The sequence below is a fragment of the Komagataeibacter sp. FNDCF1 genome, assembly GCF_021295335.1.
Classification (GTDB): Bacteria; Pseudomonadota; Alphaproteobacteria; order Acetobacterales; family Acetobacteraceae; genus Komagataeibacter.
Map to the genome: position 1 here is coordinate 2722874 of NZ_JAIWOT010000001.1, position 14080 is coordinate 2736953.

Genomic DNA, 14080 nt, shown 5'->3' on the forward strand with positions numbered 1-14080 from the left:
GCGGCGCTGCCGCCCGCCTGCCCGCGAATGTCATGTTCTGCGCGAAGGTGGTGCGCCGGGGCTCAGCCCGCGGCGACGCGTCCCTTCGTGCTACCGGCAAGGGCCAGCTTCAGTACGGAAACCGTGCCGAACAGCCCCAGAAGGAAGATGATCCCCTTCATCAGCAGCCCTGCGGGCAGGTGCGCCTTGCCATGCACGTAGTCATCAATGATGACCTGCAGCCCAAGCTGGGTGTGGTAGAAGGTCAGGATCACCAGCGACAGCATCATGGTCGTGTTGAACGGACGCGCGCCCCACTTCGCCACTTCCGGCTGGGATGCGCCCGCCAGGCGGAACACCTGGATCACGAACCAGCCCGACAGCGGCACAAGGGCCACCGCCGATGCGCGTTCCGCCCACCAGTGGCCAACACCGGCCTGCCCCGAACCAAGCCCCCGCGCGCGTGAAAGCTGGGAGCGCATGACCGTGACATGTGGCTTCTTCATATTGCTCATGGTCAGGATGCCTTCTTGCGGGAACGACAGATCGCGACACCAAGGATGGTCGTCACCAGCGCCAGCGTCGTGCCCAGGGTCACGCCCACGGCCACGGGGCCATCCTCGTTGATTTCCTTCTTGGAGAAGCGATAGCCGCTGTCCCACGTAAGGTGGCGCAGCCCCGCCACGAAGTGGTAGACCAGCGCCAGCGCCCACCCGGCCAGCAGCAGCTGCCCCAGCGGGTTGCCGGTGACCTTCTGCACCTTGCTGAAAGATTTGGGTCCCTTCGCCGCCGCGTTGATCCAGCACAGGCCAAGTGCTGAGCCGGCCGCGGCTGCAACACCGGCGGCGCGGTTCGCGATTGAAAGGAACATGGAAAGACGGAAGCGGTAGACCTGGAGGTGTGGGGACATAGGCCGCCTGGTCAGAGTTCCGTCGCTTCGCCGCCCTACATAGAGCGCATCACGGACATCCTGCATGGTCGTCTCGTCAATTTCCCTGTTATGGCTTCGGTTTGTTCCGTCGCCTTGTCTGAATTCGGTCCTACGCCCGGCGGAAGTCCGGGTCAACGCACGCCCGGAACACGAGGTTGAGAGACGCCCGCCCGCCACAAGCGCGGTACAGCCCCGCCAGACCGCCGTTCAGGGCTGTCTGGCGGGGCGCGTTTCAGTGTCCGAGCAGGTCGAGCGCCACCATGGTCTCGGCAATCTGGACCGCGTTCAGCGCAGCCCCCTTGCGCAGGTTGTCGGCCACACACCAAAAGCCGAGTCCGTTGGGCACGGTCGGGTCGATGCGCAGGCGCGAGACATAGGTCGCGTCCTCGCCCGCGACCTCGAGCGGGGTGGCGTAGCCGCCATCCTCGCGCTTGTCATGCAGCACCACGCCCGGGGCTTCGCGCAGGGCTTCGCGGGCACGTTCGATATCAACGGGTTCCTCGAATTCCACCGTCACCGCCTCGGCATGGCCGATGAATACGGGCACGCGCACGCAGGTGGCGAAGACGGCGATGTCGGGGTCAAGGATCTTGCGGGTCTCGACCGTCATCTTCCACTCTTCCTTGGTCGCGCCGTCATCCATGAAGCGGTCGATGTGGGGGATGCAGTTGAAGGCGATCTGCTTGGTGAACTGCTCGGCCTTCAGCGGGTCGCCCACCAGGCTGCCGCGCGACTGGTTGAACAGTTCGTTCATGCCGCTCTTGCCAGCACCCGCCACGGCCTGATAGGTCGCCACCACCACGCGCCTGATCGTGAACAGGTCATGCAGCGGCTTGAGTGCGACCACCATCTGGATGGTGGAGCAGTTGGGGTTGGCGATGATGCCGCGCTTCGCCTTCTTCACATCATTGGGATTGACCTCGGGCACCACCAGCGGCACATCCGGTTCCATGCGGAAGTGGGACGTGTTGTCGATCACGATGCAGCCCGCCTTTGCCGCGCGCGGCGCATGCACGGCCGAAACCGCGCCACCGGGCGAGAAGAGGGCGACATCCCAGCCGGTGAAGTCGAATGTCTCGAGGTTCTGGACCTTCAGGACCTTTTTTTCGCCAAAGGAGACTTCCTTGCCCGCCGAGCGGGCGGATGCGAGGGCCACGATCTCATCCACAGGGAACTGGCGCTCGGCCAGAGTCTTGAGGATTTCGCGCCCCACAGCGCCGGTGGCACCCACCACCGCAACGCGGTAACCCATGATCTTCTTTCCTGTCCTGTCATGCCCGGCCATTCAGGCGAAGGACCGGGGCCGGATAACTTTAGCGACACCTAGAGCCTGCGCCCCAAAGGTGCAAGCAGCACGACCCGTGCGAAACCGGGAATCGAATCGGGGGTAAGGTCAAGGTCGCGCGTCCCGTGCGGTGATAGGCATTGCCCATCGGCGCGTGCCGGGTGCACGCTTGGTCCATTGCGCCAGCAGGCGGGCGGTTCATGCCGCCTGCCCACCATATGGCGCACAGGCAAGGACGGTTAGAGAGATTATGCCCCTATCATCTGACATTTCCGCAAATCCCGCCGCCGGCGGGCGGCCCGTTACCCCGGCAGGCGTAAGGAAGGCACCAGCATGCACCCTTGTCATATTTGGCGCGCATGGTGACCTGACCAAGCGGCTGCTCATGCCGGCACTGTACAATCTGGTGGGCAGCAGGCTGCTTGATGACGGGTTCCGCGTGATTGGCGTGGACCGGGTGGAAAGCACCAGCGCCCAATGGCGTGACGGGCTGAATGCCATGATGCAGTCCTTCACCACCGACCCGAATGCCGAATTCCACCCCGCCAGCATCGACCCCGCGCAGTGGGACTGGCTGGCAGGGCGGCTGGAATACATGCAGGCCGACTTCACGGATGTGGACGCCATCCGCGCCCTGGGGGACAAGCTGCCGGGCAATGCCATCTTCTACCTTGCCATCCCCTCGCGCTTTTTCGCTCCCGTGGTGGAAACGCTGGGCCATGCCGGTGTGGTGGCGCAGAAGGAAGGCGCCTTCCGCCGCGTGGTGATCGAGAAGCCCTTCGGCTCCGACCTGGCCAGCGCGCAGGAACTCAACCGCCGCGTGCTGGCGGTACTGGACGAGTCGCAGGTCTTCCGCATCGACCACTTCCTGGGCAAGGAGACGGTGCAGAACATCCTGGCCATGCGATTCGGCAACCTGATATTCGAACCGCTGTGGCGCAACGAATATGTCGATCATGTCGAGATCACCGCCGCCGAGACCATTGGCGTGGAACAGCGTGGCGCGTTTTACGAACCCACCGGCGCGCTGCGCGACATGGTGCCCAACCACCTGTTCCAGCTTTTCGCCATGGTGGCGATGGAGCCGCCCAACACATTCGATGCCGAAAGCGTACGCAACGCCAAGGAACAGCTGTTCGAGGCCGTGACCCCGATCGACCCGGCGGACGCGGTGCGCGGGCAGTACGCGGCAGGCACGGTGGAAGGCAGACCGATGGTCGGCTACCGCGAAAGCCCCGGCGTCTCCCCGCACAGCAGTACCGAAACCTATGTGGCGCTCAAGCTGCATGTGGAGAACTGGCGCTGGGCCGGGGTGCCGTTCTACCTGCGTACCGGCAAGGGGCTGGGCGGCCGCCGAACGGAGGTTGTGGTCCAGTTCCGCAAGCCACCCATGCTGATGTTCCGCAATACCGAGACGGATGACCTGCCCCCCCAACCGCATCATCCTCAACATCCAGCCTGCCCAGGGGCTGACGGTGGAACTGGGAGCCAAGAAGCCGGGCCCGGAAATGGACCTGACCGACGTGCAGGCCCGCTTCCGCTATGAGGATGTGTTCACCAGGTCCCCCAATGTAGGCTACGAGACCCTGCTGTATGACTGCCTGATCGGTGACGAGACCCTGTTCCAGCGGGCCGACAATATCGAGGCGGCATGGAAGGCGGTCGACCCCGTGCTGCAGGCCTGGGCGCAGGACAGGGCGGGGCCCGAACTCTATGCCGCGGGCACGTCCGGCCCGGAGGAAGCCGATGAACTGCTCCGCCGTGACGGACGGTCCTGGTACCCGCTTGATGGGGCATGAGGTCGCGCCCACGAAACAGGCGGTAAATCATACGGAAGTTTTTGGTGAAGCTTTTTTCAAAAAGCTTCGAGGCACGCCGCCTTTGTGAAAAAAGGCGGCGCCCGAAAGGTCCTGCCATCCGTTTGAATGAGACGCCCGATATGAAAAAAGCCCGCCCCTTCACAAGGGCGGGCTTTTTTACATGGCTGCGGGTTGCCCCGCCTGTTTCCGGCCTGCCGGGTTACTGGGCGGCCGGTGCGGCCGCATCCTGCTGGGCCGCAGCACGGGCCTGCTGCTGTTCGGCATGTTCGGCATCGCCCTGTTTGAACAGGGTGTCGGCATTCTTGCGCTGCTTCTTGGAGAAGCTGTCGTACAGGGCGGCGAACGCGCTGTTCAGCGTCTGCATGTCATGTGCGCGTTCTTCCACCAGTTCGGCATAGGACTGCATGTTCTCCACCGCGTTCAGCTGCGGCAGCTTTTCACGACGGGCCTCGATGGCGTCATGCAGGCGCTGGCCATTGGCGCGCATGTCCTCGGCAAACGGGGTCCACAGGGCTTCCTGCTTCTTGGTAATGCGCAGTTCGTCATGCAGTGCCTTGATATGGGCTTCCACCTGCTCGGGTCCCGGGTCACGCGGGGTATGCGCGAGGGACGCGGTCGGGTTGGCTTGTCCCGCCTGGGGCTGGGTGGCGGCGGGCTGTGCCGCCATCGCCATGGCGGGAAGCAGGAACAGGGCTGCGGCAGGCAGGAACCGGCGGAACATCATGATGCGTATTTTCCTTGGCAGGGGTGTCGTGTGTATGTGGGTGGAAGGCATTGTGGCGCGGGTTCAGTAACCGCCGCCATACGGGTAATAGGCCGGCGGCGGCGGCGGCGGCGGTGGGGCCGGGTAATAGGCGGGCGGCGGGGCCATGGCGCCCCGTTCCGCCATGGCGCTGCCCAGCATGGCGCCGACCGCCAGGCCCGCGACCCCGCTGCCTATGGCCAGGCCGGCGCCACCACCGCGCCGGCCACCGTGCCAGCCGCCACCGTGCCAGCCACGACCCGGGGGCGGACCACCATGCCATCCGGGACCACCACGGAAGGGCTGTGCCTGCGCCGCGGGCGCGGCCGCGGCCACGATACCCAGCGCCAGGCTGGCGGACAGGAGGGATGCAGTCAGTTTGCGCAGATGCATGGAGCTTGAAAACCTCGACATGTCGTGAAGCCAGATAACAGGACCACAATGGTCCCCACTCGTGTCCAAACGATGGCCGCGCGGGCCTACGCCACCCATGGCAGCCGCTTTGTCAGGGCGGATAACCGGTGGCGGCGCAGTTCGTTGCGCGCACGGGCATCGTTTGTCATGTAATTGAGCTGTATGGTGTAGCGCGGGCCGACATACTGCCGGTGCCCGTGCCATGTGTCCGGCCCGTTGGGGAAGACAAGCAGCGTGCCATTGACGGGCGGGACCTCGGCTTCAAAGTCCTCCAGGTCATCCGGGCCACGCAGCAGGCGCAGGCAGCCTTCGTGGCGGGACCAGGCATCACCTTCGGTGGCCGCGTTCAGGTACAGCAGCACGGTCACGCGCTTGCTGTCGGAATCGCGGTGAATGCGTCCGTCACGCGCCCGCGTGCGGCCGCGCAGGGTCAGCATGGTGGGGGCGGTATCAAGTTCCAGACCGAATTTCCGCCCGATCAGCCCGCGCAGGCGTGGCCCCTCCAGTTCCGTCACAAGCCGGGCCATGAGCGGTGAAAGGCCCAGCGCCTGCGGCGGGAAGGATCCGCCCGAGCGGATGACGGGCAGGCTGGCCCCAAGGGCATGCAGGTCCGCCCGCCCGATGAAATGCGGCACGATGACATGGGCGAAGGGCGTGGTGGAAACGGGTGCGCCCTCAAGCGCCGCATAGTCGGGGGTGACGGGTTGGATCATGCCATCCTGCAAGCACATCGGTTGATGGCCCAAGAGTAGGGCCAGAACCCGCCCCCCCGCAAGATGTGTCGCCCGCTTCAGCCCTGCACGCTGTCCACCGCATCCAGCACGCGGCTGGAATAGACAACGGCGGCCCCCGCGTTCAGTGCCACGGCAACGCCCAGTGCCTCGGCAATTTCCTCCTTGGTGGCACCCGCCTGCACGGCGGCTTTGGAATGGACGGAGATGCATCCGTCACACCGCGTGGTGACGGCCACGGCCAGCGCGATCAGCTCACGCGTTTTGGCATCCAGCCTGCCGGTCCTGGCAGCCGCGCCGTCAAGTGTCTGGAGTCCCCTGAGCGTATCGGGCGACAGGGTGGCAAAGGCGTGGATGGACTCGCCCAGATGGGCGCGATAGGCGTTCCAGTCAGTCATCACAAACTCTCCATTTTGGACCGTTTGAGTTCACCAGATGGAGAGAACCCCTGTCATGACACAGTTTGGCGAGTTTGTGCCCTTGAAGGGGTTTTTTGAACGGACTATCGCCAGATTATTATGAACATGGACATAGCCCCCGCCCGCCCGTCCTCTGCGGCGCTGCCCGCAGGCACCGGCCCCTTCGCCGCCTATGAGGCCCGCGTGGCTTCAGGCCGTCTTGATCGTGATCCCGAGCAGGAAAAGGCTGCCCGCAGGCTCGACCGCCTGTGGCGGGAACTGCATGATTACCACCCCGTGGTCCAGCAGGCTGCGCCACAGGCCACCGGCTGGCTGGGCGGGCTGAAGGCGCGCTTCGGCCTGGCGTCGCGCCCCGCTTCCGAAACCCCGCGTCCGCGCGGGGTCTACATGGTGGGGCAGGTGGGGCGGGGCAAGACCATGCTCATGGACCTGTTCTTCAGCCTTGCCCCGGTGGAGCACAAGCGCCGGGTGCATTTTCACCGCTTCATGCAGGACGTGCACCAGCGCCTGCATGACATGAAGGAAGCCGACCCGGACCTGGCCGACCCCATCCCGCCGCTGGCCCGCCAGATCGCGCAGGAGGCGTGGCTGCTGTGCTTCGATGAATTCCAGGTCAACGACATTGCCGATGCCATGATCCTTGGCCGCCTGTTCGATTACCTGTTCGCCGACGGGGTGGTGGTGGTCGCAACCTCCAACACGAAGCCCGAGGACCTGTTCCAGGACCGTCCGGGCGCCGATGCGTTCAAGCCGTTCATCGCCGCGATCCTGAAGGAAGTTGATACCGTCATCCTCGATTCCCCGCGCGATTACCGCCGGGGCAACGCACGCGGCATGCAGACATGGATCATTCCCGCCGATGACGCGGCCCGCAGGGCGCTCGATTCCATCTTCACCCACCTTGCCGCCGGTGCGCCGGTCGTGCCGGTCACGCTTGATGTCATGGGCCGCAGCCTGAAGGTGGCGCAGGCGGCGGGGCCTGTCGCCCGCTTTGCCTTTACCGATCTGTGCGGTAGGCCGCTGGGGGCGGGCGACTATCTGGCGCTGGCCACGCGCTTCCCCAACCTTGTGCTTGATGGCGTGCCCCGGATGGGGCCGGACAATTTTGACGAGGCCCGGCGCTTCATCGTGCTGATCGACACCTTGTACGAACAGAACGTCAAGCTGTTTGCCTCCGCCGAGGACAGGCCCGATGCCCTGTATGCAAAAGGGCAGGGTGCGACCGCGTTCGAGCGCACGGCCTCACGGCTTGAGGAGATGCAGAGCGCGGCCTATATGCAGCTGCCGCACCTGAACGCATAAGTGGCGGAAATGGCGGAAGGGTCACGCCATCGTGACGGTTATGGCGGTGGTGTGACTGCCGGGGCGGTAGGCAAGTGGCACCGTCTTTGCTTGGGTATGGGCAGGTTCGCATCAGCCGGGCGCGTGGCTGCGGATAAGGATGTTTTGCAGCGCCCCGTCCCCGCCATCCGGGGCAGGCACGGAAATGTCAGTATGCGTGGCAAGCAGACCTGCTCCTGATGATTGACGGCGGCATCCGGACAAGGGTGCGGCTAGGGTAGCGATACAAATCGGGCCGGTGAAAGTCTGGCCGGACCCGACAAATAGCGCGGCCACAAAGGCCGCCAGCGAGGAGATGTCTTCAATATGGCGGGCGTAGATATTCTTTCGACCGCATTCAGCGGTGCCAATACGGCCTATCTGGCCGAATTGTATGCACGCTGGGTGGCCGATCCCAACAGCGTCGATCCTTCCTTTGCCTCCCTGTTCCAGGAACTGCATGAGGAAGGGACAGAAATCGTTCATGATGCGGAAGGGGCCTCCTGGGCGCCGCGCCCGCATATCATCACCGGTGATGAACCGGCCCCCCTGCCCGATGGCAAGGCGGCGGGCGTCACGGCGGAAGGGCTGAAGGCGGCAGCCGATGACAGTCTGCGCGCAACGCAGCTCATCCGTGCCTTCCGCGTGCGTGGCCATCTCGAGGCCCGCCTTGACCCGCTGGGCCTGCAGGTGCCCAAGCCCCATGCCGATCTGGACCCGGCCACCTACGGCTTCGGCCCCAAGGACCTGGACCGCCCGATCTATCTCGGCCACATCGTGGCCAGCCTGATCGGGTCGGACACCGCCACCATCAACCAGGTGCTCGATGCCCTGCGCGCGGTCTACTGCGGGCCGATCGGCGCCGAGTTCATGCATATCCAGGACCCCGAGCAGCGCATGTGGGTGCAGGCGCGGCTGGAAGGCGACAACTGGCGCAAGGGCGCAACCCCCGAGCAGAAAAAGGTCATCCTGCAGCAGCTGACCGAGGCCGAGGGTTTCGAGTCCTTCTGCCAGAAGCGCTATGTCGGCACCAAGCGCTTCGGGCTGGAAGGCGAGGACGTGACCATTCCGGCCCTGCACGCGATCATCGACCAGGCGGCTGCCGGGGGCGTGCGCTCGGTCGCCATCGGCATGCCGCATCGTGGCCGCCTGAACACGCTGGTCAACATCGTGCGCAAGCCCTACACTGCCATTTTCAGCGAATTCGCGGGTGCGTCCTTCAAGCCCGATGACGTGCAGGGTTCGGGCGATGTGAAATACCATCTTGGCACCTCCACCGATGTCGAGATCGGCGGCACTCCTGTCCATATCTCGCTCCAGCCCAATCCCTCGCACCTTGAGGCAGTGGACCCGGTCGTGATCGGCAAGGTCCGCGCCACGCAGGATGATGACGACCCGCACCAGCGCGGCCGCCATATGGGCGTGCTGCTGCACGGTGATGCGGCGTTTGCGGGCCAGGGCATCGTGTACGAGACGCTGGCCATGTCGCAGCTGATCGGTTACCGCACGGGTGGCACGATCCATGTCGTGGTCAACAACCAGATCGGCTTCACCACCGTATCGGTCCATTCCTTCTCGGGCCTTTACTGCACGGATGTGGCCAAGGCCGTACAGGCCCCGATCCTGCACGTGAATGGCGACGAGCCGGAAGCCGTGATCTACTGTTCGCGCCTTGCGGCCGAATTCCGCCAGAAATTCGCATCCGACGTGGTGCTGGACATCGTGGGCTACCGCCGCCATGGCCATAACGAGTCCGATGAACCGTCCTTCACCCAGCCCACGATGTACAAGGCCATCGCTGCGCGCCCGACCATCCGCACGCTGTATTCCGACCGCCTTGTGCGCGAAGGGGTCGTGACCGAAGCACAGGTCACCGCCGAGTGGGATGGCTTCCATGACAGGCTGGAAAAGGCCTATCAGGCGGCCCAGGGCTACAAGCCCAACAAGGCCGACTGGCTGGAGGGCGCGTGGAAGGGCCTCAAGCCGCCGCCGGTGGACGCGACCCTGCCCGCACCCGAAACGGGTGTTGCCATCGACACGCTCAAGGAAGTCGGCGCAGCACTGGCCCGCGTGCCTGATGATTTCAACGCCAACCCCAAGATCATCCGCCAGCTCAAGGCCAAGGCGAAGATGTTCGAGATAGGTGAGGGAATCGACTGGGCAACGGGTGAGGCGCTTGGCTTTGGCACCCTGCTGCTGGACAGGCACAAGGTCCGCCTGTCGGGTGAGGACTGCCAGCGTGGCACCTTCAGCCAGCGCCACGCGGTGCTGATCGACCAGATCAACCAGAACACCTATGTGCCGCTCAACAACATTGCCAAGGACCAGGCGGGGATCGAGATCTACAACTCGCTGCTGTCCGAATTCGGCGTGCTGGGCTTTGAATATGGCTACTCGCTGGCCGACCCCAACGCGCTGGTGCTGTGGGAAGCCCAGTTCGGTGACTTCGCCAACGGCGCGCAGGTCATCATCGACCAGTTCATCGCATCGGGCGAGACCAAGTGGCTGCGCATGTCCGGTCTGGTGATGCTGCTGCCGCACGGCTACGAGGGGCAGGGGCCGGAGCATTCCTCCGCGCGGCTGGAGCGTTACCTCGAACTGTGCGCCGAGAACAACATGCGCGTGTGCAACCTGACCACGCCGGCCAACTACTACCATGCGCTGCGCCGCCAGCTGTTCCTGGATTACCGCAAGCCGCTGGTCATCATGACGCCCAAGTCGCTGCTGCGTAACAAGCTGGCGGTGTCGGAGCTGAAGGATTTCGGTCCGGGCACGCGCTTCCTGCCGGTTATTGGCGAGATCGACCAGATTGCCGACCCCGCCAAGGTCGAGCGCGTGGTGATCTGTTCGGGCAAGGTCTATTACGACCTGCTGACCGAGCGGCGCGAGCGCAAGCTGGACAATGTCGCCATCCTGCGCCTGGAGCAGTTCTACCCCTTCCCCGAAAAGATGCTGGCCGAGGAACTGGCCCGCTACCCGCAGGCGAAGGTGATCTGGTGCCAGGAAGAGCCGGCGAACATGGGCGGCTGGAACTTTGTCGATCGCCGGATCGAGGGCGTGCTGACATCGGTCGGGCACAAGAGCACACGGCCCACCTATGCCGGCCGCGTGGCAGCCGCAAGCCCGGCCACGGGTCTTGCCAAGGTGCATCTGGCCGAGCAGGCGGCGCTGGTGAACGAGGCGCTGGGCGTGAGCGCCTGATCACCACTGATTGCACGTAGAGGATAAGGGGGCGGCATTCTGGCCGCACCCCAGAATAATGATAAGGCCGTCCGGGCGCGCCATCGGGGCGCCAGGACGGCAAGGGATTGGGAAACAAGAGATGTCTGCCGAGATCAAGGTACCGACACTGGGTGAAAGTGTTACCACAGCAACCGTGGCCAAATGGCTGAAGCATCCGGGCGATGCAGTGAACGAAGATGATCCGTTGGTGGAACTGGAAACCGACAAGGTAAGCGTGGAAGTGCCCGCCCCGCAGGCAGGCGTGCTGGGTCCGCTGCTGGTACCCGAAGGCGAGGAAGTGGAAGTAGGCACAGTGCTGTCCACCATCGAGGCGGGCAGTGGCGTGGCCCCCAAGGCCGCTGCCGCCCCGGCCCCGAAGAAGGAAGCCACCCCCACCGGCGTGCAGGCCCAGCCCGTGGCCAGCGGCCCGGTCGCCCGTCCCGCCACCCCCGCATCCGATATCGCGGCACAGGGTGCTGCGGCCGTGGCGTTCCCCGCCGCGCGCAAGATCATGGCCGAGCAGGGTGTGTCCCCCGCGCAGGTCGGCACCGGCACGGGCAAGGATGGCCGCATCACCAAGGGTGACGTGCAGAGCTTCCTCGCCCAGCCGCGCGCGGCCCAGCCCGCCGCAGCCCCCCGGCCGCCGCGCCAGGATGACCCGCGTGAGGAACGCGTGAAGATGACGCGCCTGCGCCGCACCATCGCGCGCCGCCTGAAGGATGCACAGAACACCGCCGCCCTGCTGACCACCTTCAACGAAGTGGACATGTCCGGCGTGATGCAGATGCGCGCCGAATACAAGGACCTGTTCATCAAGAAGCATAACGGCGTGAAACTGGGCTTCATGTCCATCTTCAGCCGCGCGGTGATTGCCGCCCTGCAGGAATTCCCGGCGATCAACGCCGAGATCGACGGCGATGACGTGATCTACCGTGAATTCGTCAACCTCGGCATTGCCGTGGGCGGCCCCAACGGGCTGGTCGTGCCCGTGATCCGCGATGCGGACAAGATGGGCTTCGCCCAGATCGAGAGCGCGATCGCGGGCTTTGGCAAGAAGGCGCGCGAGGGCACGCTGAAGATCGATGAACTGTCCGGTGGCACGTTCTCGATCACCAATGGCGGGATCTATGGCTCGCTCATGTCAACACCCATCATCAACGCGCCGCAGTCGGCCATCCTGGGCATGCACGCCATCCAGGACCGCCCGGTTGCCGTGAACGGGCAGGTGGTGATCCGCCCGATGATGTATATCGCGCTGACCTATGACCACCGTATCGTGGATGGCAAGGAAGCGGTGAGCTTCCTTGTGCGGGTCAAGCAGAACGTGGAAGACCCGCGCCGTCTGCTGCTGCAGGTCTGATGCCTGCCGGGGCCGCGCCCGCGCGTGGCCCCCAAGCGCAACCGCAACGCAAGCAGGACAAGAGATATGACAATCGACATCAAGGTGCCCACGCTGGGCGAGAGTGTGACCACGGCTACGGTCAGCAAATGGCTGAAGCAGCCCGGTGACGCCGTGAATGCGGACGACCCGATCGCCGAACTGGAAACCGACAAGGTCAGCGTGGAAGTACCGGCCCCGCAGGCAGGCGTGCTTGGCGCGCATGCCGTCAAGGAAGGTGACGAGGTCGAGGTCGGCACCGTGCTGACCACGCTTACGCCCGGCGCGGGTGGCCAGAAGGCGGCCCCGGCTGCCGCCACACCGGCCCCGCCCGCACCGGCTGCGGCCCCTGCCGCCGAACCCGCGCCCAAGGCCGCTGCCGCAGCCCCGGCCGAGACGGATTACGATGTGATCGTGATCGGCGCGGGACCGGGCGGCTATGTCTGCGCCATCCGCGCCGCCCAGCTTGGGTTCAAAGTGGCGTGCGTGGAAAAGCGCGCGACGCTGGGGGGCACCTGCCTCAATGTAGGCTGTATCCCCTCCAAGGCACTGCTGCAGCAGTCCGAGAACTTCCATGCCGCCAAGGATGAATATGGCGCGATGGGCATCATCATCGACAGCGTGAAGCTGGACCTGGCGAAGATGATGGCGCGCAAGCAGTCGGTGGTCGAAGCCAACGTCAAGGGCGTGGAGTTCCTGTTCAAGAAGAACAAGGTCACGTGGCTCAAGGGCACCGGCAAGGTCGAGGGTACGGGCCGCATCACGGTTGATGGCAAGCCGGTCACGGCCAGGCACATCGTGATTGCCAGCGGCAGCGACAGCGCCGGCCTGCCGGGCGTGGAAGTTGATGAAAAGCAGATCGTCACCTCCACCGGCGCGCTTGAACTCTCTGCCGTTCCCAAGAAGATGGTGGTGATTGGTGGCGGCGTGATCGGCCTTGAGCTGGGCAGCGTATGGCACCGTCTGGGCGCCGAGGTGACGGTGATCGAATATCTCGACCGTCTGGTTCCCGGTACGGATAACGAGGTGGCCAAGACCTTCCAGCGCATCCTGACCAAGCAGGGCCTGAAGATGAAGCTGGGCCATAAGGTGACGAAGGCGGAAAAGAGCGCCAAGGGCGTGACCCTGACCGTGGAACCCGCCAAGGGCGGCACGGCCGAGACGCTGGAAGCCGACGTGGTGCTGCTGGCCATTGGCCGCACGGCAGCCAGCAAGGGCTTCGGGCTGGAGGAAGCCGGGATCGAACTGGACAAGCGCGGCCGCATCGTGACCGATGCACATTACGCCACCAGCGTGCCCGGCATCTATGCCATTGGTGATGTGATTGCAGGCCCGATGCTGGCCCACAAGGCCGAGGAAGAAGGCGTTGCCATAGCCGAACTGCTGGCAGGGCAGGCAGGTCATGTGAATTACGGCGCCATTCCCGCCGTGGTCTACACATGGCCGGAGGTCGCGACCGTTGGCAAGACCGAGGAAAACCTGAAGGAAGAAGGCGTTTCCTACAAGGTTGGCAAATTCCCCTTCACCGCCAATGGCCGTGCGCGCGCCATCGGCATGACGGACGGGTTTGTGAAGGTGCTGGCGGATTCCGCCACCGATCAGGTGCTGGGCGTGCACATCATCGGCCCGATGGCGGGTGAACTGATTGCCGAATGCACCATGGCGATCGAGTTCGGTGCTTCGTCGGAAGATATTGCACGTACCTGCCACGCCCACCCCACGCTGAGCGAGGCGGTGAAGGAAGCGGCGCTGGATGTCGACAAGCGCGCCATCCATATCTGAACCGGTATAAGTTAGATAAAAAAACCACCCGGCAGGTTTCCTGCCGGGTGGTTTTTT

At 64.7% G+C, this 14080-nt stretch carries 11 protein-coding genes and 1 pseudogene; 5 read left to right on the forward strand and 7 right to left on the reverse strand.

The window, feature by feature from the left end; all coding sequences use genetic code 11:
- Nucleotides 1-62 precede the first annotated feature (62 nt).
- From sdhD to LDL32_RS12850, 3 genes are all read right to left on the reverse strand, one after another.
- Nucleotides 63-494: a succinate dehydrogenase, hydrophobic membrane anchor protein gene (sdhD, locus tag LDL32_RS12840; RefSeq protein WP_233067516.1), complete on the reverse strand. Its 432-nt coding sequence runs from the start codon at nt 492-494 to the stop codon at nt 63-65.
- 2 nt (nt 495-496) lie between these two features.
- On the reverse strand, nt 497-889 hold the full coding sequence (gene sdhC, locus LDL32_RS12845; protein ID WP_233067517.1) for a succinate dehydrogenase, cytochrome b556 subunit: 393 nt from the start codon (nt 887-889) through the stop codon (nt 497-499).
- A 253-nt stretch (nt 890-1142) separates the two neighbouring features.
- Nucleotides 1143-2162 carry an aspartate-semialdehyde dehydrogenase gene (locus tag LDL32_RS12850; protein ID WP_233067519.1) on the reverse strand — a complete coding sequence of 340 codons (1020 nt, stop codon included), beginning with the start codon at nt 2160-2162 and terminating at the stop codon, nt 1143-1145.
- A gap of 283 nt (nt 2163-2445) precedes the next feature.
- On the opposite strand from LDL32_RS12850, the pseudogene zwf reads away from it, so the two are divergent.
- Nucleotides 2446-3994, forward strand: a pseudogene (gene zwf / locus LDL32_RS12855) (glucose-6-phosphate dehydrogenase).
- A gap of 220 nt (nt 3995-4214) precedes the next feature.
- On the opposite strand, the gene LDL32_RS12860 reads toward zwf, so the two are convergent.
- The 4 genes from LDL32_RS12860 to LDL32_RS12875 form a co-directional block, all read right to left on the reverse strand.
- Nucleotides 4215-4739: a Spy/CpxP family protein refolding chaperone gene (locus tag LDL32_RS12860; protein WP_233067522.1), complete on the reverse strand. Its 525-nt coding sequence runs from the start codon at nt 4737-4739 to the stop codon at nt 4215-4217.
- Between the two features lie 63 nt (nt 4740-4802).
- Nucleotides 4803-5150 carry a hypothetical protein gene (locus LDL32_RS12865; protein WP_233067524.1) on the reverse strand — a complete coding sequence of 116 codons (348 nt, stop codon included), beginning with the start codon at nt 5148-5150 and terminating at the stop codon, nt 4803-4805.
- An 86-nt stretch (nt 5151-5236) separates the two neighbouring features.
- Nucleotides 5237-5884, reverse strand: coding sequence for a 2OG-Fe(II) oxygenase (locus tag LDL32_RS12870; protein ID WP_233067526.1), 648 nt, complete (start codon nt 5882-5884; stop codon nt 5237-5239).
- Nucleotides 5885-5961: 77 nt separating this feature from the next.
- On the reverse strand, nt 5962-6300 hold the full coding sequence (locus LDL32_RS12875; RefSeq protein ID WP_233067528.1) for a carboxymuconolactone decarboxylase family protein: 339 nt from the start codon (nt 6298-6300) through the stop codon (nt 5962-5964).
- 120 nt (nt 6301-6420) lie between these two features.
- On the opposite strand from LDL32_RS12875, the gene zapE reads away from it, so the two are divergent.
- The 4 genes from zapE to lpdA all read left to right on the forward strand — a co-directional run bounded on the left by zapE (nt 6421) and on the right by lpdA (nt 14023).
- Nucleotides 6421-7623 carry a cell division protein ZapE gene (gene zapE, locus LDL32_RS12880; RefSeq protein WP_233067529.1) on the forward strand — a complete coding sequence of 401 codons (1203 nt, stop codon included), beginning with the start codon at nt 6421-6423 and terminating at the stop codon, nt 7621-7623.
- Between the two features lie 345 nt (nt 7624-7968).
- Complete coding sequence (locus LDL32_RS12885; RefSeq protein ID WP_233067531.1) at nt 7969-10842, forward strand: 2-oxoglutarate dehydrogenase E1 component; 2874 nt, start codon at nt 7969-7971, stop codon at nt 10840-10842.
- Nucleotides 10843-10963: 121 nt separating this feature from the next.
- On the forward strand, nt 10964-12223 hold the full coding sequence (odhB, locus tag LDL32_RS12890; RefSeq protein ID WP_233067533.1) for a 2-oxoglutarate dehydrogenase complex dihydrolipoyllysine-residue succinyltransferase: 1260 nt from the start codon (nt 10964-10966) through the stop codon (nt 12221-12223).
- 66 nt (nt 12224-12289) lie between these two features.
- On the forward strand, nt 12290-14023 hold the full coding sequence (lpdA, locus tag LDL32_RS12895; RefSeq protein ID WP_233067535.1) for a dihydrolipoyl dehydrogenase: 1734 nt from the start codon (nt 12290-12292) through the stop codon (nt 14021-14023).
- The last annotated feature ends 57 nt before the right edge of the window (nt 14024-14080 follow it).